The sequence below is a fragment of the Georgenia sunbinii genome (genome assembly GCF_036421875.1).
Lineage (GTDB): Bacteria > Actinomycetota > Actinomycetes > Actinomycetales > Actinomycetaceae > Georgenia_B > Georgenia_B sunbinii.
In genome coordinates this window covers 154,611-172,593 of the sequence record NZ_JAZGOL010000001.1, presented here as the reverse complement: position 1 = coordinate 172,593, position 17,983 = coordinate 154,611, and the positions used below count along the sequence as shown (strand labels likewise).

Here is a 17,983-nt window from a genome sequence, read left to right as displayed (position 1 = left end):
CGTACGTCTGGCCGGCCTCCTCCGCCGAGATACCCGATCTCGGCGGAATGGCGGGTTAGCGGCGGACGCCGTCCGCTAGGGCGGTGGTCAAGGTGCGTAGGTCCGTGAGGGCCTGGGTCGCGTCGTCCTGCATGAGCGTGCGCACCAGCGCGGAGCCCACGATGACGCCGTCGGCGTACTGCGCCACCTCGGCGGCCTGGGCCGCGGTCGACACGCCCAGTCCCACGCACACCCGCTCCGCGCCGGCGGCACGTGTCCGGGCGACGAGCTCCTGGGCGTGGTTGTCGACCGAGGCACGTACCCCGGTGACCCCCATGGTGGAGGCGGCATAGACGAAGCCGCGCGACGCCTCGGCGGTCATCGCCAGCCGGGCGTCGGTCGAGCTCGGGGCCACGAGGAAGATCTTGTCCAGGTCGTGGGCGTCGGCCGCGGCGGACCACTCCGCGGCCTCGTCGGGAATGAGGTCGGGCGTGATGAGCCCGCCGCCGCCGGCGTTGGCGAGGTCACGGGCGAACCGCTCGACGCCGTAGCGCAGCACCGGGTTGTAGTAGGTCATGACGACGATCGCCGCGCCCCGCCCGGCCGCCTGCTCGACGGCGTGCATGACGTCGGTGATCCGGGTGCCCTGGGCCAGCGCCTGGGTGGTGGCCCGCTGGATGACCTCGCCGTCCATGCCGGGGTCCGAGTAGGGCAGGCCGAGCTCGACGACGTCCGCGCCGGCGTCGATCACCGTGCGGGCGGCCTTGACCGACCCCACCACGGTGGGGAAGCCCACCGGCAGGTAGGCGATGAGCGCCGACCTTCCGTCCGCCCGGGCGGCGTCGATGGCCGCCCCGGTGCGCAGTCCTGTCGTCACCTGGTCACTCGCTCCGCTCACAGCTCGACACTGCCCGTCGCCTCGTAGCCGGCGTCGTCGACCGCGCCGGTCTTGGTCTCGTCCTCGGGTGCTGCGGCGTCCGGGACGCCACCGGCGACCGACGCCAGCCCGAACCAGGCCGCGGCCGTGGCCACGTCCTTGTCCCCGCGACCGGAGAGGCTGACGAGGATCGTCGGCGGCGGGTCGCCGGCCTCGGCCGCGGCGGTGCCCACCTTGATCGCGCCGGCCAGCGCGTGCGCGCTCTCGATCGCCGGGATGATGCCCTCGGTACGGCTGAGGAGGCGGAACGCGTCCATCGCCTCGGTGTCGGTGATCGGCAGGTACTCGGCGCGGCCGATGCTGCCGAGCCAGGCGTGCTCCGGCCCGACGGCCGGGTAGTCCAGCCCCGCGGAGATCGAGTGGGACTCGACGGTCTGGCCGTCCTCGTCCTGCAGCAGCATGGTCCGCGTGCCGTGGAGCACGCCGAGCGACCCGGCGGTGATTGCCGCGGCGTGCCGGTCGGTATCGACGCCGTCACCGGCGGCCTCGAAGCCGATCAGCCGCACGCCGTCGTCGTCGAGGAACGCGTTGAAGATGCCGATGGCGTTCGAGCCGCCACCGACGCAGGCGGCGACGACGTCGGGCAGCGCACCGGTGAGCTCGAGGACCTGCGCGCGGGCCTCCTCGCCGATGATCTTCTGCAGGTCGCGGACCAGCCCGGGGAACGGGTGGGGGCCGGCGGCGGTGCCGAAGAGGTAGTTCGTGGTCTCGACGTTGGTCACCCAGTCGCGGAACGCCTCGTTGATGGCGTCCTTGAGGGTCTGCGAGCCGGCCGTGACGGAGACGACCTCCGCACCGAGCAGCTCCATCCGGGCGACGTTCAGCGCCTGGCGCCGCACGTCCTCGGCGCCCATGTACACGGTGCACTCGAGCCCGAGCAGCGCCGCGGCGGTCGCTGTCGCCACCCCGTGCTGGCCTGCCCCGGTCTCGGCGATGACCCGCTTCTTGCCCAGCGTGCGGGTGAGCAGCGCCTGCCCGAGCACGTTGTTGATCTTGTGGGAGCCGGTGTGGTTGAGGTCCTCGCGCTTGAGGATGACCCGGGCCCCGCCGGCGTGCGCGGCGAACCGCGGCGCCTCGGTGATGATGCTCGGCCGGCCGGTGTAGGTGCGGTGCAGCTCACCGAGCTCGGCCTGGAACGCCGGGTCGACGCGCAGCTGCTGCCAGGCCTCGTCGAGCTCGTCGATCGCGGCGACGAGCGCCTCGGCGACGAACCGTCCGCCGAACTGCCCGAAGTACGGTCCTTCCGCCGCGGCGAGGGAGTCACTCACGGGCGCACCGCCCGCAGCGCCGGGTGACTGCCGGCGGCGACCATGTCGGCCAGCGCCTGGCGCGGCGCGCCCTGGGTCACCAGCGCCTCGCCGACGAGCACGACGTCGGCGCCCGCGCGGGCGTAGTCGAGGACGTCGTGCGGGCCGCGGACACCGGACTCGGCGACCTTGACCAGCGAGCTCGGGACGACGTCGACCACCTTGGCGAAGGTCGAGCGGTCCACCGAGAGGTCGTGCAGGTTGCGGGCGTTGATGCCCACGACCTGGGCGCCGGCGTCGACCGCGCGCTTGGCCTCCTCGCGGTCGTGCGCCTCCACCAGGGCCGTCATGCCGAGGGAGTGGACGCGCTCGACGAGCGAGGTGAGCACCGTCTGCTCGAGCGCGGCGACGATGAGGAGCACGAGGTCCGCGCCGTGCGCGCGGGACTCCCACACCTGGTAGGGCGTGACGATGAAGTCCTTGCGCAGCAGCGGGATGTCGACCTTGGCGCGGACATCGTCGAAGTCGGCCAGCGAGCCGCCGAACCGGCGCTGCTCGGTGAGCACGCTGATCGCGCTCGCCCCGCCGGCCTCGTACTCGGCCGCCAGGCCCGCCGGGTCGGCGATCGCGGCGAGGGCGCCCTTGGACGGGCTGGAGCGCTTGACCTCGGCGATGATCGTCACCGCGTCCGGTCCGCCGCGCAGCGAAGCGACGGCGTCGAGCGCCCCGGGCACCCGCTGCGCCTTCTCCTTCACGGCGTCCAGCGGGACCGCGGCCTCACGGACGGCGAGGTCTTCCCGGACCCCGGCGATGATCTCTTCCAGAACGGTCACTGCGTCTCCCCTTCAGCGGAACTACCACCATGGTAGGTGCGATCTCTCACGTCGAGGACCGCCGTCCGGCAGGCGGGAGCGGGTCTCTCAGGCGTACCAGTCGGGCTCGCCGGACTGCCGCGCGTGGTTGCCGCCGCCCGGCTGCCCCATGCCCATCGCGCTGAGGATCTTGCTGACGGCGACACCACCGACCGCGATCACCGCACCGACGATGACGAGCCACAGCTGCCACACGATGAATCCGGCGGCGGTGACAGCGGCGCCGATGCAGACCACCCAGAAGAGCAGCCAGCCGGCGAAGGTCTTGCCCTCGTTGTGGAAGGGGGCAGCGTGCGGCAGCTCGTAGTCACGCTCGGGGCCGGGCTGGGCCATGGGTCGTCGATCCTTTCGGCGATGGGTTCTGGTGCAAGCCTAGCCCTGGTCGGGCGCCGTGGGGTCCTCGCCACGACCGAGCGCGTCCCAGTCGTCCATCGCCTGGACCCGCGGCTCGGCGGCCGGCGTCGGCGCAGCGGCCGTCCCGGCCGGGGCCGGGGTACCGGCCGCCGAGCCCCGCTCGTAGCGGCGCACCGGGGACGCCCACGAGCGAGCGGCGAGCACGAGCACACCGCCCGCTGCGACGATGACGCCGAGGACCACGGTGAGGTAGGGCCACGGCGTCACGGTGATGTCACCCTCGATCTGCGCCACCCCGCTGACCGCGCTGGCCGCTGCCCGGGCGACCGGCTCGGGGTCGATGAGCAGCCGGACCGTCGTCGCCGCGACGAGCAGGCCGAGGACGACCAGCGCCACCCCGGCGATGCGCCGCACCCAGGTGCCGCCGATGGCGACCGCGAGGGCAGCGGCGAGCACCGCGAGGCTGGCGGCCCCGATGACCGGCACCGCGGTGCTGCCGCTGACGCCCACCTCTTGCCGGGCGATGACGGTGGGCACGGTGAGCTCGAGCCAGGGCAGCGCCGCCAGCCCGAAGCCGACGACGCCGAGGACGAGCAGCGCGAGGACGGCGCGCCCGCGGGTCACGGCGTCACCGGCAGCGGTCGCAGCGTCGAGGCGAGCTGGATCGCGCGGACCGCGGCCGCTGCTTTGTTCCTGGATTCCTCGTACTCCAGGGCCGGCACCGAGTCGGCGACGATCCCGCCGCCGGCCTGGACGCTGGCGACGCCGTCACGGATGTAGGCGGTGCGGATCGCGATCGCCATGTCGAGGTTGCCGGCGAAGTCGAAGTAGCCGATGGTGCCGCCGTAGATGCCCCGGCGGGCCGGCTCGAGGTCGTCGATGAGCTCGATAGCGCGCGGCTTGGGCGCGCCGGAGAGCGTGCCGGCGGGGAACGTCGCGACGAGGCAGTCGAGCGGCCCGACCCCCTCACGCAGCTGCCCGGTGACCGTCGAGGAGATGTGCATGATGTGGCTGAAGCGCTTGATCTCCATGAGCTCGACGACCTCGACGGTCTGCGGCACGCACACCTTGGTGAGGTCGTTGCGCGACAGGTCCACGAGCATGATGTGCTCCGACCGCTCCTTCGGGTCGGCGAGCAGCTCCTCGGCGAGCTCGTGGTCCTCCTGCGCGCTGCCGCCGCGGGGCCGGGAGCCGGCGATCGGGAAGGTCACCACGGTGCCCCCGCTCGCCTTGACCAGCGTCTCGGGGCTGGAGCCGACGACGGCGAAGCTGCCGGCCTCCCCCGGACCGTCCTCGTCGGGCAGCTGGAGGTAGTACATGTACGGGCTCGGGTTGATGGTGCGCAGCGCCCGGTAGACGTCCAGCGGGTCGCTCGTGCAGTCGATGTCGAGCCGCTGGGACAGCACGAGCTGGAACACCTCGCCGTCGCGGATCGCCTGCTTCGCGGCGCGGACGCCGTTCTCGAAGTCTTCCCGGCTGGTACGGAACCGCAGCCCCGCGTCGGCGGCGACGTCCCCGACGCTCACCGCGGCGTGCGACCGGGCCGGGCGCTGCAGGGCGGCGGCCATCGCGTCGAGCCGGGCGACGGCGTCGGCGTGGGCGTCGTCGACGCGCTCGTCGGTGTCGTCGAAGTTGATGGCGTTGGCGATCAGCCAGACGCTGCCGTCGCTGTGGTCGACGGCGGCGAGGTCGGTCGCCAGGCACAGCGCGACCTCGGGGGTGTCGAGCTCGTCGGGCGCGTTGGCGCGCAGCCGCGGCTCCCACTGGCGCAGCACGTCCCAGCCGAGCGACCCGACGAGACCACCGGTGAGCGGCGGCAGGCCGGGCAGCGCCGGGGTGTGCAACGCCTCGAGGGTGGCGGCGAGGACCTCGAGGACCGGGCCCTGCGCGGGGATGCCCACCGGGACGTCGCCGGTCCATCGCGCCTGCCCGCCGCGGGCCTGCAGCGACGCCCGGGAGTTGACCCCGATGAAGGACCAGCGGTCCCAGGCGCCGTGCTCGGCGGACTCGAGGATGAAGGTGCCGGGCCGGCCCTGCGCGAGCTGGCGGTAGAGCCCCACCGGGGTGACGTCGTCGGCGAGCAGGCGGCGGACGACCGGCACCACGCGACGGTCCGCGGCGAGCTCGCGGAAGGTGGGCAGCTCGGGCCAGGTCGCTCCCCAGGGCAGCGTCGAGACGGTCACGCGGCACCTCCCGGCGTGTCCGGGGCGGAGCCGACGTGGGCGCCGAGGTCACCGCCGGCCTCGAAGCAGGTGCGGGCACCGGTGTGGCAGGCCGGACCGACCTGCTCGACCCGCACGAGCAGCGCGTCGCCGTCGCAGTCGAGCGCGACGGAGCGCACGTGCTGCACGTGCCCGGAGGTGTCCCCCTTGCGCCAGTACTCCTGCCGGGAGCGCGACCAGTACGTCGCCCGGCCGGTGCGCAGCGTGCGGGCGAGCGCCTCGTCGTCCATCCAGCCGACCATGAGCACCTCGTGGCTCAGGTCGTCCTGGACGACGGCGCAGACCAGTCCGGCGGCGTCGCGCGTGAGTCGTTCCGCGACGGCCGGATCGAGCGTGGATTCGGGGAAATTAGGCACCGCACGATCTTGCCACGGCGCGGCCGTTGCGCGGGGCGGCTACCACTCTGGGCGCCAGGGGCGCATGATGGGGGTATGTCCCCTTCCACGAACGGTCCCCGAAACCACCTGGCGAAGAGTCCGTTCAACGAGGCTCGCAAGGTCGTGCCCGCTGATCCCATCCCCGTCGGATCGATGCTCTCGCACGAGCGTCACGGCGTCGGCAAGGTCGTCGCGCTCGACGGCGAGAGCTCGATCATCGTCGACTTCGGCCAGGGGGTCCGGATGCGGGTCAGCCTCGACAGCCCGCGGATCGAACGCCTCTAGCCGCCGCTCATCTCGCGGTTCGTCGTCGGGTCGGCAGCGGGCCGGCCGGTCGCCTCGAAGACCTGGCCGTTCTGCGGGAAGCCCGCCTGCGCGCCCGGCTTCGGGTCGCCGGTGCGCCAGCGCGCCTCCTGCTCGGTCGGGTCCACCGCCAGCCCGGTCCAGCTCATCGCGATCCCCGCCGCGGCGGTGGGGCGGGCGTCGTCCATCACCTGGACGTGCAGGTGCGGCTCGGAGCTGTTGCCGGTGTTGCCCACCTCCGCGATCGTCGTCCCGCTGGCGACCCGCTCCCCTGGGCGGACGCCCACCGAGCCACGTCGCAGGTGCGCGTACGCGGCGTAGGTCCCGTCGTCGTGCGCGACGACGACGTGGTTGCCGAACAGGCCTGACGTCCCGACCAGCTCGCGGATGAACCCCTCCACGGACAGCATCCACAGCACCGCCGGCCAGGTGTCGCGGGCGCGGTGGTCGCGCCACCCGTTCCTCACCCGTACGACGGCGCCCGGCGCCATCGCTCGGACGGGCTGCCCGAAGGCCGGGTAGGTCTCCGACCGGCGGGTCCGCAGCCACCCGAGCGGCGCCGTCGGCCCGTCGCTGGGCTGCACGAGGTCGACGGCGTACGCCTGCCCGTAAGCCTTCACGCCGTGGCTCGGCACCGCGGAGCCGGGGCTGTTGATCGCCACCCACCGCCCGCGCACCGGCGGCGCCAGCTCGACCGGGGCGCGGTCGGTGGCGGGCGGGCGCACGAGGAACAGCAGGAACGGCGTGGCGACGAGCACCAGGTCGAGCGGGCGCGGGATGTCGAGGATGACGCCGGCGAGCACCGCGACCACGAACAGCCGCACCCACCAGCTCTGCCACCGGGCGATCGCGCGCCTCATCGCCGCGCTCATCGCCGCGCCCCGACGATCGTCGTCAGCAGCGGCACGACCCGGGCGACCGGCACCTCGTACCGGCCCCCACCCACCGCCCGGAGCCAGCCGGCGGCGACCAGCTGGCGCAGGTGGTGGTAGACCTGCCCGCTCGTGCCGACCCCGTCGGTGGCCATCAGCTCGTTGACCGTCGCCGCGCCGGACAGCACGCGGTGCAGCAGCCTCAGCCGCACCGGGTGGCCCAGCGCCGCGAGGACCTCGACGGCGTCGGCCCAGTCGTCGGCGAGGAGGTCGCCGACCGCTGCGCCCTCCTGCCACTGCGCCTCGCGGCCGTCCGGCGTGCTCACCTGCCCGACGAGCATGACCGCGCCCGGCGCCTCGACGCGGTCCCGCAGACCCTGCAGCGCCCAGAACACCTCGCTGTCCGGCGCGGGAGCGAGCTCGGCGGCTCGGCTGCCCGGCGGTGGTACTCGCGCCTCGAGCTCCGTCATCCGGCGCTCGAGGGCGGTCAGTCGATCGTCGTTCGTCATGGGAATTACGCTACTACGTAATTACGACGACGTCGAGGCGATACGCGGCGCTCAGTGGGTCTGGCTCACCCAGCTCGCGTGCATCCGCGAGTACACCCCGCCCCCCGCGAGGAGCTCGTCGTGCGACCCGGTCTCGACGACGTGCCCGGCGTCGACCACCACGACGAGGTCCGCCGCCTCGGCGGTGGAGAGCCGGTGCGCGATCGCCACCGAGGTCCGGCCGGCCGCGACCCGCGCCAGCGCGTCGGCGATGCGCCCCTCAGTGGCCGGGTCGACGGCGGAGGTGGCCTCGTCGAGGAGGAGGACGTCGGCGTCGGCGAGGTAGGCGCGGGCGATGGCGACGAGCTGGCGCTCCCCCGCCGACAGCGACTCGCCGCGCTGCCCCACCGGGGTGTCGACGCCGTCGGGCAGGGTGGCCACCCAGTCGGTGAGGCCGAGCTCGCGCACCGCGCGGTCGACGTCGGCACGGTCGTGCGACACCCGGCCGTAGGCGATGTTCTCGGCGATGGTGGTGTCGAACAGGAAGCCCTCCTGCGGCACGAGGACGACCCGCCGCCGCAGCTCGGCCAGCGGGAGGTCGCGCAGGTCGGTGCCGTCGAGCAGCACCTGCCCGGCGCTGGGGTCCATCAGCCGCGCGAGCAGCTTGCCGAGCGTCGTCTTGCCCGAGCCCGTCTCGCCGACGATCGCCACCGAGGCACCGGCCGGCACGTGCAGGTCGATGCCGTGCAGCACCTCCGGCCCGCCGGGGTAGGCGAACCGGATCCCGGCGAAGTCGACGGCGGCCGCCCGGGAGACGCCGTCGGCGGGGGTGGTTCGCGGCTCGACCGCGTGCGGCGGGTCGGTGATCTCCAGCGGGGTCTCGAGCACGGCGATCACCCGGCGCCAGCCGGCCACCGCGTTCTGCAGCTCGTTGAGCGTCTCGGTGGCGTTCTGCACCGGGCCGGTGAACATCTGCACGAGGAAGAGGAAGCCGAGCAGCTGCCCGATGGTCAGCGCACCGTCCATGGCGAGGAAGGTGCCGATGACCACGGTGGCGCCGAGCGCGACCCCGGAGAACGCCATGCCGGTGGAGAACGCCACCGCGGTGAAGGTCTGCGCCTGGATCGCGACGTGGCGGTGCTCGTTGACGGCGTCGTCGATCCGTTGCTGGGTGCGCCGTGCCGAGCCGTAGGCCCGGATCGTCTCCGCGCCGACGATCGACTCGGAGATCGCCCCGAGCATGGTGCCGACGTTGACCCGCACCGTGCCGTAGGCGCGGGAGATCACCCGCTGCGCGCGCGGCGCGAGGAGGAACATCGGCGCGAAGGACAGCCACACCACCCCGGCGAGCAGCGGCGAGTAGAACAGCATCGCGACGGTCGCGGCGAGCAGCTGGCCGATGTTGAGGATGAGCTGCAGCCCGCCGAACTGGACGAAGCGCGAGACGGTGTCGACGTCGCTCGTCACCCGCGAGACGAGCGAGCCGCGGCGCTCGGCGGCCTGGGTGAGCTCGGCGAGGTCGTGGACGTGCCGGAAGGTCGCGGTGCGCAGCTGCGCGAGGCCGCGCTCGCTGCTGCGGAACAGCCGGATGTTGACCAGCGAGCTGGCGATGCCGGCGACCACGACGACGCCGAGCGCGCCGAGCACGATCGGCAGCACCGCGCCGAGGCCGGCGCCGCCGTCGTCGACGATCGCCCGGTCGGTCACTTGCTGGATGACGATCGGGACGACGACGCGTCCGCCGGTGGCGACGGCCGCGAGCACCAGGGTCCACCCGATGCCCTGGAGCATCGCCGGGGAGAGCTGGAGGCCGCGCCGGACGGTGGCGAAGACCCCGAGCTCGCTCGCGGAGGAGATCGTCGAGCTCATCAGCCCTCCCGTTCGGCGGCGCGGCGCGCGTAGCTGGTGCTGAGCTCGGCGTAGCCGCGGTCACGCGCCATGAGCTCGGCGTGGCCGCCGACGTCCACGACCCGGCCCCGGTCGAGGTGCAGGACCTGGTCGGCCAGCGCGATGGTCGCCGTCCGGTAGGCGACGAGGAGCACGGTGATCGCGCCGCCCCCGCCCGTGGTCGCCCCGAGCCCGGCAAGGATCTGCTGCTCGACGACGGGATCCACCGCGCTGGTGGCGTCGTCGAGGATGAGCAGGCGCGGCCGGCGCACGAGCGCCCGTGCGATCGCCAGCCGCTGCCGCTGCCCGCCGGAAAGGGTGGCGCCGCGCTCCCCCACCCGGGTGTCGAGGCCGTCGGGCAGCGCACGGATGAAGTCCTCCGCGCGGGCGGTGCGCAGCGCCTGCCACACCTCGTCGTCGCTGATCCGGCCGGTGTCATCGAGCGTGACATTGCCGCGGACGGTGTCGTCGAAGACGAAGGTCGACTGGCTGACGAGCGCGACCTGCGCGGTGCGTGACTCGTGGCTGAGCTCGCGCACGTCGGTGCCGTCGAGCAGCACCTGGCCGCTCGTCGGGTCGACCAGCCGGGCGACGACGGAGGTGAGCGTGGACTTACCGGCGCCGGTCGGGCCGACGACGGCGAACGTGGTGCCCGCGGGGATGTGCAGGGACACGTCGCGCAGCAGCGCGACGGTGCCGGTGGCCCGGCCGGCGGGGGCGGGCTCGGCGTCCTCCGCGGTCGGTACCAGCCGGGCGGGCACCTCGTGCGTCACGGCCGTCAGCCGGACGTCGAGACCACCCTCGCCACCATTGGCACTGTCCCCTGCGGGCATCGAGCCGGTGGCGTCGACGACGTAGGCGAGCCGGTCGTGGCCGACGCTCGAGCGGGGCAGCTCGGCGAGCACGAAGCCGATCGCGCGCACCGGGAAGGTCAGCAGCGTGAGCAGGTAGGCGATCATCACCAGGTCGCCGGCGGCGGCGTCGCCCTGGCTGATCTGGTGGGTGCCGACGGCGACGACGGCGAGCGTGGCCACCGTGGGCAGGAACTCCATGATCGGGTCGAAGACCGAGCGGACCTTGCCCATCGCGATGTTCGCGTCCTGCAGCCGGGTGGTGACGTCGTCGAACCGGCGTTCCTCGACGCTCTCGGTGCCCAGCGACTTCACCAGCAGGGAGGCCTCGAAAGACTCGTGCGCGACGTCGGCGACGGCCGCGCGCAGCCGCTGCGAGGCGGCCACCTTGGGCGCCATCTGGCGGCGGAAGACCGCGTTGACGATGACCACCACCGGGAGGACGGTGACGCCGACGAGGCCCATGACGGGGTCCGAGGCGATCATCGCCGTCCCAGCGACGAGCAGCATGACGATGACGCCGATCGCGAACGGCAGCGGCATGAACACGCCCGAGGCGGCCTCGGCGTCGGCGTTGGCGTTGGACAGCAGCCGTCCGGCGGGGTGGCGGCGGTGCCAGGACATCGGCAGCCGCAGGTACTGGCGGGTGACGCGCAGCCGGTGGGCCGCCTGGATCTCGAAGACGGCGGCGCCGGCCCACACCCGCCGGCCGGCGACCGCGGCGGCGGTGAGCAGGGACACGAGCAGCAGCGCGAGCCCGCCGAACCAGATGTGGGAGGTGGGGACGCCGTCACCGACCACGGCCGGAGTGATCACTCGGTCGGTGACCTCTCCGAGCAGCAGTCCGGAGGCAACCGTGCCCAGGCCGTAGAGCGCGGAGACGAGGATCGCGAGGGTCGACGTCCGCCGGGAGTCCTTGATGCCGCGGGCCATGAGGGTGAGCGAGCGACGCAGCGTGCCGCCGGGCAGCCGGTAGGGCCGCGGCCCGGGGCCGGGCTCGAAGGGCCGTGCCCGGGTCTTGCTCTGCGGCACGACGGCTTGCTCCTCGCTGTCTGACTGGCACCTGGACCGCCCATCATCGTCTCACGACGGCGGGGAAGAGCGTCAGTCGCTGGTGTCGAGGAGGAGGTCGGCCGCCGCGCGGGCGTCGTGCTCGGCGAGGATCTCGTCCTCCTGGGCTGCCCAGGAGGACCACTGGTCGATCCAGTTGTCGCTGTCGCGGTCCATCGCGCGCCGGTGGCGGGTCGCCTCCGGCGCGTCCAGCCACACGAGCGCGTCGATGTATGGCGCGAGCACCACCGACCCCGCGCCGCAGCCCTCGACGACGACGACGCCGGCCGCGGGGATCTCCTCGGTCTCGCCGAGCTCGCCGCGGTGCCAGTCGTACCGCTGGAAGCTGCCGCCGCGGCTCTCGCGCAGCGGGCGGAGCACGCCGTCGGCGACCGTCTCGAGGCCGGCGCGCAGACCGTCCCACCCGCGGTAGGCGTCCTCGAGGTGGATCAGCTGGGCGCCGGGCACGCGCTCGACGACGGCGGCGGCGAGCTCGGACTTGCCGGCGCCGGAGCGGCCGTCGATCCCGAGCACGAAGGGCCGGCTTGCGCTCGCCGGCAGCAGGTCGAGGACGCGATCGATGTCGGACACGCGCTCGACGCTACCTGACCGGTCGGCCCGGATCACCACCGTCCGTGGACGGCTGCGCGGATGTGCTCGTCGTAGGTCTGGCGCACGTGCGGGTCCAGCGCGGCGGCGACGTCGAGGTGGCCGGCTGCGGCGCTGTTGGCGCGGGCCTGCTGCCGGGTGCGGGCACCGGGGATGACCGAGCTGACGCCAGGCTGCGCGGCGACCCAGGCGATCGCGGCCTGCGCGGGAGTGACGCCGTCGGGCACCGCGGCGGCGAGCTGGCGGGCGGCGGCCACACCGGTGGCGAAGTCGACCCCGGCGAAGGTCTCCCCGACGTCGAAGTGGCTGCCGTCGCGGTTGAAGGTGCGGTGGTCGTTGGCGGCGAAGGTGGTCTGCTCGGTGTACCGGCCGCTGAGCAGGCCCGACGCCAGCGGCACCCGGGCAATGATGCCCACGCCGGCGGCGGCCGCGGCGGGCAGCACCTCGTCGAGCGGACGCAGCCGGAAGGCGTTGAGGATGATCTGCACGCTCGCCAGGTTCGGCCGGGCGATGGCGTCCAGCGCCTGGGCGCAGGTCTCGACGCTCACCCCGTAGGCGGCGATGGCGCCGTCGGCGACGAGGTCGTCGAGCGCGTCGTAGGTGGCGTCGGCGGCGATCACGCTCGACGGCGGGCAGTGCAGCTGGACGAGGTCGAGGGTGTCGACGCCGAGGTTGCGCCGCGACCGGTCGACCCAGGCCCGGAAGTTCTCCGGGGTGTAGCTCTCGTGGCGCTGCTCGGCCCGGCGGCCCATCTTGGTCGCCACCGTCAGGCCGTGGCCGGGATGCGCGGCGAGGTACTGACCGATGAGCTGCTCGCTGGCACCGTCGCCGTAGACGTCGGCGGTGTCGAGGAACGTCACGCCGGACTGCACGGCCGCGTCGATGACGCCGAGCGCGTCGGCGGGGTCCACGTCGCCCCAGTCGGCGCCGAGCTGCCAGGTCCCCAGCCCGACGACGGACACCTCGCGGCCGGTGCGGCCCAGCACTCGCTGCTTCATGGATCTCCTCCGGCGTGGCAGGCACCTCCTGCGTCCCGGCCACCCTAGTTCGACCGATATCCTCAGGCCGAGCGAAGGACGACGAAAGACCTGGAGAGCTGATGAGTCTGGCCGTGCGTGTCATCCCCTGCCTCGACGTCGACGGTGGGCGCGTCGTCAAGGGCGTGCGTTTCGAGAACCTGCGCGACGCCGGTGACCCGGTGGAGCTGGCGCGACGCTACGACTCGCTCGGCGCGGACGAGATCACCTTCCTCGACGTCTCGGCCTCGACGGAGGGACGCGCCACGACGCTCGACGTCGTCGCCCGCACCGCCGAGGAGATCTCGGTGCCGCTGACCGTCGGCGGCGGGGTGCGGTCGGTTGATGATGTCGACCGGCTGCTGCGGGCCGGGGCGGACAAGGTCGGGGTGAACACCGCGGCGGTGGCCCGCCCGGAGCTGCTCGAGGAGATTGCCGAGCAGTTCGGGCGCCAGGTGGTCGTCCTGTCGGTCGACGCGCGCCGGTGCCCCGCGGGCACGACGACGCCGTCGGGCTACGAGGTCACCACCCACGGCGGCCGTCAGGGCACCGGGATCGACGCCGTCGAGTGGGCGGTGGAGGCCGCCGAGCGCGGCGCCGGCGAGGTGCTGCTCAACTCGATCGACGCCGACGGCATGACCTCCGGCTACGACCTCGAGATGCTCGGTGCGGTGCGGCCGCGGCTCACCGTGCCGCTCATCGCTTCCGGCGGTGCCGGCGCCGCTGCCCACTTCACCGCGGCGGCCCAGGCCGGCGCGGACGCCGTGCTCGCCGCCTCGGTGTTCCACTTCGGCACGCTGACCATCGAGGACGTCAAGGCCGACATGCGCGCCGCCGGCATCCCGGTCCGCTGACCCCCACCCCTTTTCGCGCCCTCCCCCCTTGCGCCGAGAGCGGGATTGTCCACGGCCCCCTTGCGCCGAGAGCGGGATTGTCCACAGCAATCCGTGCGGCGCTGCCATGCGCCAAGCCCCCTCCCCTTTGCGCCGAGAGCTGGATTGTCCACGGCGCGCCGCCCGCTGCTACCTGCTGAGGTCGGTGTGGTCGGTGCCGGTCTCCACGGACAGCACGGCGAGCAGCGCGCGCCCCAGCGAGCGCCACACGTGGGCGGCGGCCTCGGTCGCCAGACGGCCGGCGATCGGTACCAGCGCGGGCACGATCTCGGCGTCGATGATCTGGCGCTGGTCCACCCGCGCGGCCTTGCCACCGGCCATGTCGCCCGCAGACCAGGCCGCGGCCTCGGCCCGGCAGAGGTCGGCGACGGCGAGTGCGGAGACCGCGAGGCTGGGGCCGGCAGGGCCGACGAGTGCGGTGTGGTCGGCGGTCAGCGCAGCGAGGTCGTCACCCGCGTCACGGCGGCGCGAGGCGCGGGCGTACGCCTCGAGGCTCGTCGCCGGGCCGGCGAGGATGTCGGAGTCGGCACCGAGCCAGCGGCAGTGCCGCAGCCAGGCGGCGGGGTGCGCGCCGGCACGCAGCCGCTCCGTCCGGCCGGCGTCCGGCACCGCGAGGACATCGGCGACGGCCTCCCACGTGGCCGCCCGGTCGCTGGCGGCCGCGGCGAGCTGGACCTGGAAGTCCCCCACCGTCCCGCCGCCGACCTCAGCACTTGCGGACCCGGTTGCATCTGGCATAGGCAGGACCCTACGCCGCCGCAACTGCCGGTCGGACAACCGCAACGCCGAGGAGAACCCGTGCCCCCAGTGCCCTGGAGCGAAGCCGAGCGTCACGCCCTCGCCGCCACGTTCCGCCAGGTCGGACCCGACGCGCCAACGCTCTGCGAGGGCTGGCGGTCGCGCGACCTCCTGGCGCACGTCGAGCTGCGGGAGCGTGCGCCCTGGCGTCAGGGGCTGGACAAGCTCGGCAAGCCGCGACCTGGTGAGGAGCCGCGGCAGTCGGCCCTCGCTGCCCGGGCCGCGACGCCGGCCGGTTACGCCGCGCTCGTCGACACCTTCGAAGAGGCCGCGGGGCTGCGCCCGGTGCGGCTGCTCAAGGACCGTGCCAACCTCATCGAGTACGTCGTGCACCACGAGGACCTGCGGCGGGCGGCCGACACCCCGGCACCGCCGCGCAGCCTCCCGGCCGCCATGCAGGAGGCCATCTTCGAGCAGCTGCGCGGTTTCGCGACCCTAGCGCTGCGCCGCAGCCCGACCGGCGTCGTGCTCGTCGACACCGCCGGCGGCCGCCGGCTGGTCGCCCGCCGGGGCGCCGACAGCGTCGCCGTCGCCGGCACGCCGCTCGAGTTGGCACTGCTCGTCACCGGCCGCTCCCCGCACGCCCAGGTCGAGCTCACCGGCCGGCCGGCCGAGGTCGCCGCGTTCCGGGAGTTCCTCGCCGCGAGCTGAGCGGCGGGCCGGTTCAGTCGATCGGTTCCTCGCTGGGCGCGTCGGTCGGTTCCTCGGTCGACTCGTCCGACGGCGCGCCGTCCTGCCCTTCGAGCGCGGGGTCGGACACGGCGAGGATGTCGACGACGAACACCAGCGTCTGGCTGCCGGTACCGAGCGCCGGCGGCACGACGACGATCACCCGCGAGCCCACGGTCTGGTCGACGAGACCGTCCCGCAGCCCGTCGAAGGTGCCGGCGAGCTCGACGGTCCTGGGGACCTGTCCGTCGGCCCAGGTGGAGTCGTAGACCTCCCCGCCCGGCCACACCACGGCGACGTACTGCATGGTCACCGCGTGCTCGGGCCGCACCTGGCGCCCATCGCCGCGGATGATCGTGCCCACCTCGAGGGTGTCCGGCGGGTCTGTGTCCGGCAGCGCCACCGTCGGCACGCCGCCGTCGTCCTCGGTCACGGTGATGCCGGGGAAGCTGGCCCGGGGCTCGAGCTCCTCCCCCTGGGCACTGGTGTACAGCACGTCGATTACGAGCACGAGCATCCGGTCGGTGCCCTGCGCGGTCACCGGCTGGGTGAGCAGGATCCGGCTGCCCTCCCGGGCGCCGAGCAGCACCGGGTAGACGTCCTCACCGACCTCCTCGGGGCTGAGCAGCAGCGTCCGTGCCTCGCCCGCACCACGGTCGGCGAGGAGGTCGCCGGTCTCGCCGTCGTAGGCGGTGAGCGCGACCAGCGCCGGGCCGTCCGCCACGAGCTCGCGGCCCTCCCCCTCGACGAGAGCCTCGCTCTCCGTCTCGGCCATCGCCAGCGGGACGTCGAAGGTCGCCACCGGGACCCGGCCGAAGGCACCGCTGACGGTGATGGCCGGCGCCGGCTCCTCGGGCTCGGTCTCTTCCGCGCAGGCGGTCAGCCCGGTGCTCAGCAGCAGCAGGGCGAGCAGGAGTCGAAGTCGGCGCACGTCAGCCTCCCCCGACCGGGTCGCCCATCGCGGCGATGAGGGCGTCGACGCGCCCGTCGGTGCTGGCGAACGGGTCCTTGCACAGCACGGTGCTCTGGGTGGAGTCGTTGAGCTTGAGGTGCACCCAGTCCACCGTGTGGTCCCGGCGGCGGGCCTGCGCGGCGGTGACGAAGTCGCCGCGCAGCTTGGCCCGGGTGGTCTGCGGCGGGACGGTCCGCGCGCGCTCGATCTCCTCGTCGGTGGCCACCCGGGCCATGAGGCCGCGGGCGGTGAGCTTGGCGGCCAGCCCGTCCACCGGGGAGATGTCGTGGTAGGCCAGCACGAGCCGGGAGACGCGGACGTCGTCAAGGGCCATCGGGCGCGCCGACCGGTAGCGGTCGATGAGCCGCAGCTTGATCGCCCAGTCCAGCTCCCGGTCGACGAGCGACAGATCGCCGGATCGCAGCGCCCGCAGGCCGCGCTCCCACAGCTCGAGGACCTGCTGCTGGGTGGCGTCGAGCCGCATGCCGGCGGTGTGCTGCAGCACCCGCTCGAGGTACTCCTCCTGCAGCTCCAGCGCGCTGCGGCGTCGCCCGTTGGCCAGCTCCACAGTGGTGGTGGCTGTGAGGTCACGGGAGATGTCGCGGATGGCCTGCATCGGGTTGCTCAGCAGGAGGTCGTCGAGGCGGCCGCCGGACTCCAGCAGGTCGATGACGAACGCCGTCATCCCCATCTTCAGCAGGGTGGTGGTCTCGGCGACCGAGGAGTCCCCGGAGATGACGTGGAGGCGGCGGTAGAGCTCGGGGTCGCCGTGGGGCTCGTCCCTGGAGTTGATGATCGGGCGGGAGCGCGTGGTCGCCGAGCTCATCGCCTCCCACAGGTGCTCCGAGCGCTGGGAGAAGCAGTAGGTGCTGCCGCCGGCCGCGGTCCGCACGCCACCGGCGCCGGTGAGGATCTGGCGGGTGACGAAGAACGGGATGAGCTGGTCGACGGTGCGCTGGAACTCCCGGCGGCGCCGGATGAGGTAGTTCTCGTGGCAGCCGAAGGAGTTACCCACGGAGTCGACGTTGTTCTTCAGCAGGTGGATGCGGCCGCCGAGCCCGTCGGCGGCGAGCCGGTCGGTGGCCTCCTCGGCGAGGTCGTTGAGGATCGCTTCCCCTGCGCGGTCCTGGACGACGACGTCACGCAGGTCGTCGCACTCGGCCGTCGCGTACTCCGGGTGGGAGCCGACGTCGAGGTACAGCCGGGCACCGTTGCCGAGGAACACGTTCGACGAGCGCCCCCACTCCACAACCTTGCGGAACAGGTAGCGGGCGGCCTCGTCAGCACCGATCGGCGGGCCGCCGTCGGTGCGGCCCGCTCCGGCGATCGTGATCCCGTACTCGGTCTCGAGGCCGAAGATGCGGGGGGCGAGGGTCACTGGCCGCCCTTCTGGACGAACCCCCGGACGAAGGACTCGGCGTTGGTCTCGAGCACGGAGTCGATCTCACCGAGCAGCGAGTCGAGGTCCGCCTGCTGCGCCTGTGCTGCCGCGCCGGTCGGGGGCGGTGGCGGCGGACTGACGTCCTCGGGCTCCCGCTCGCTCCTGTGCTGCTGTTCCTGACGCGCCATGCTGCCTCCTTGTGCGATGTCCTTCGATTCTAGTTCGC

General features: G+C 73.5%; 20 protein-coding genes. 3 read left to right on the top strand and 17 right to left on the bottom strand.

All coding sequences use genetic code 11. From position 1 onward, the window contains the following. Positions 1-55 precede the first annotated feature (55 nt). From trpA to hisI, 7 genes are all read right to left on the bottom strand, one after another. Positions 56-877: a tryptophan synthase subunit alpha gene (gene trpA, locus V2J52_RS00850; protein ID WP_331225775.1), complete on the bottom strand. Its 822-nt coding sequence runs from the start codon at positions 875-877 to the stop codon at positions 56-58. Further along, positions 874-2,184, bottom strand: coding sequence for a tryptophan synthase subunit beta (gene trpB, locus V2J52_RS00845; RefSeq protein ID WP_331225774.1), 1,311 nt, complete (start codon positions 2,182-2,184; stop codon positions 874-876). The genes trpA and trpB overlap by 4 nt, the downstream gene beginning before the upstream one ends. Then, entirely contained in the window at positions 2,181-2,996 is an 816-nt protein-coding gene (gene trpC / locus V2J52_RS00840; RefSeq protein ID WP_331225773.1) for an indole-3-glycerol phosphate synthase TrpC, read from the bottom strand. The genes trpB and trpC overlap by 4 nt, the downstream gene beginning before the upstream one ends. An 87-nt stretch (positions 2,997-3,083) precedes the next feature. Beyond that, positions 3,084-3,368 (bottom strand): hypothetical protein, encoded by a 285-nt coding sequence (locus tag V2J52_RS00835; protein WP_331225772.1) that lies wholly within the window; start codon positions 3,366-3,368, stop codon positions 3,084-3,086. Positions 3,369-3,407: 39 nt separating this feature from the next. Continuing rightward, positions 3,408-4,013 carry a Trp biosynthesis-associated membrane protein gene (locus tag V2J52_RS00830; protein ID WP_331225771.1) on the bottom strand — a complete coding sequence of 202 codons (606 nt, stop codon included), beginning with the start codon at positions 4,011-4,013 and terminating at the stop codon, positions 3,408-3,410. Beyond that, a complete protein-coding gene (locus V2J52_RS00825) occupies positions 4,010-5,572 on the bottom strand; it encodes an anthranilate synthase component I (protein ID WP_331225770.1) in 1,563 nt (520 codons plus the stop codon). Before V2J52_RS00825 ends, V2J52_RS00830 begins: the two co-directional genes overlap by 4 nt. After that, a complete protein-coding gene (gene hisI, locus V2J52_RS00820; protein ID WP_331225769.1) occupies positions 5,569-5,967 on the bottom strand; it encodes a phosphoribosyl-AMP cyclohydrolase in 399 nt (132 codons plus the stop codon). Before hisI ends, V2J52_RS00825 begins: the two co-directional genes overlap by 4 nt. Positions 5,968-6,042: 75 nt before the next feature. On the opposite strand from hisI, the gene V2J52_RS00815 reads away from it, so the two are divergent. Further along, the gene (locus V2J52_RS00815; protein ID WP_331225768.1) at positions 6,043-6,273 is read left to right on the top strand and encodes a hypothetical protein; all 231 of its coding nucleotides are present in this window, start codon (positions 6,043-6,045) and stop codon (positions 6,271-6,273) included. On the opposite strand, the gene V2J52_RS00810 is transcribed toward V2J52_RS00815, so the two are convergent. From V2J52_RS00810 to V2J52_RS00785, 6 genes are all read right to left on the bottom strand, one after another. Further along, the gene (locus V2J52_RS00810) at positions 6,270-7,151 is read right to left on the bottom strand and encodes a M23 family metallopeptidase (protein ID WP_331225767.1); all 882 of its coding nucleotides are present in this window, start codon (positions 7,149-7,151) and stop codon (positions 6,270-6,272) included. The genes V2J52_RS00815 and V2J52_RS00810 overlap by 4 nt on opposite strands. Positions 7,152-7,159: 8 nt before the next feature. After that, positions 7,160-7,672 carry an ArsR/SmtB family transcription factor gene (locus V2J52_RS00805; protein WP_331225766.1) on the bottom strand — a complete coding sequence of 171 codons (513 nt, stop codon included), beginning with the start codon at positions 7,670-7,672 and terminating at the stop codon, positions 7,160-7,162. 51 nt (positions 7,673-7,723) lie between these two features. Next, positions 7,724-9,520, bottom strand: coding sequence for an ABC transporter ATP-binding protein (locus V2J52_RS00800; protein ID WP_331225765.1), 1,797 nt, complete (start codon positions 9,518-9,520; stop codon positions 7,724-7,726). Beyond that, positions 9,520-11,421 carry an ABC transporter ATP-binding protein gene (locus tag V2J52_RS00795; RefSeq protein ID WP_331225764.1) on the bottom strand — a complete coding sequence of 634 codons (1,902 nt, stop codon included), beginning with the start codon at positions 11,419-11,421 and terminating at the stop codon, positions 9,520-9,522. The genes V2J52_RS00800 and V2J52_RS00795 overlap by 1 nt, the downstream gene beginning before the upstream one ends. A 72-nt stretch (positions 11,422-11,493) precedes the next feature. Next, positions 11,494-12,030, bottom strand: coding sequence for a nucleoside/nucleotide kinase family protein (locus tag V2J52_RS00790; protein ID WP_331225762.1), 537 nt, complete (start codon positions 12,028-12,030; stop codon positions 11,494-11,496). Positions 12,031-12,062: 32 nt separating this feature from the next. Continuing rightward, complete coding sequence (locus tag V2J52_RS00785) at positions 12,063-13,046, bottom strand: aldo/keto reductase (protein WP_331225761.1); 984 nt, start codon at positions 13,044-13,046, stop codon at positions 12,063-12,065. A gap of 101 nt (positions 13,047-13,147) precedes the next feature. On the opposite strand from V2J52_RS00785, the gene hisF reads away from it, so the two are divergent. After that, positions 13,148-13,918 carry an imidazole glycerol phosphate synthase subunit HisF gene (gene hisF / locus V2J52_RS00780; protein ID WP_331225760.1) on the top strand — a complete coding sequence of 257 codons (771 nt, stop codon included), beginning with the start codon at positions 13,148-13,150 and terminating at the stop codon, positions 13,916-13,918. 168 nt (positions 13,919-14,086) lie between these two features. Here the strand turns inward: hisF and V2J52_RS00775 are convergent, their stop codons facing one another. Continuing rightward, complete coding sequence (locus tag V2J52_RS00775; RefSeq protein ID WP_331225759.1) at positions 14,087-14,695, bottom strand: hypothetical protein; 609 nt, start codon at positions 14,693-14,695, stop codon at positions 14,087-14,089. Between the two features lie 60 nt (positions 14,696-14,755). Between V2J52_RS00775 and V2J52_RS00770 the strand changes: the two genes are divergently transcribed. After that, the gene (locus tag V2J52_RS00770) at positions 14,756-15,406 is read left to right on the top strand and encodes a TIGR03085 family metal-binding protein (protein ID WP_331225758.1); all 651 of its coding nucleotides are present in this window, start codon (positions 14,756-14,758) and stop codon (positions 15,404-15,406) included. 13 nt (positions 15,407-15,419) lie between these two features. Here V2J52_RS00770 and V2J52_RS00765 read toward each other — a convergent pair whose 3' ends face one another. The 3 genes from V2J52_RS00765 to V2J52_RS00755 are packed head-to-tail and all read right to left on the bottom strand — an operon-like array spanning position 15,420 to position 17,945. Beyond that, entirely contained in the window at positions 15,420-16,355 is a 936-nt protein-coding gene (locus V2J52_RS00765) for an FKBP-type peptidyl-prolyl cis-trans isomerase (RefSeq protein ID WP_331225757.1), read from the bottom strand. 1 nt (position 16,356) lies between these two features. Next, on the bottom strand, positions 16,357-17,754 hold the full coding sequence (pafA, locus tag V2J52_RS00760) for a Pup--protein ligase (RefSeq protein ID WP_331225756.1): 1,398 nt from the start codon (positions 17,752-17,754) through the stop codon (positions 16,357-16,359). After that, positions 17,751-17,945 carry a ubiquitin-like protein Pup gene (locus tag V2J52_RS00755; protein ID WP_331225755.1) on the bottom strand — a complete coding sequence of 65 codons (195 nt, stop codon included), beginning with the start codon at positions 17,943-17,945 and terminating at the stop codon, positions 17,751-17,753. The genes pafA and V2J52_RS00755 overlap by 4 nt, the downstream gene beginning before the upstream one ends. Between the last annotated feature and the right edge of the window lie 38 nt (positions 17,946-17,983).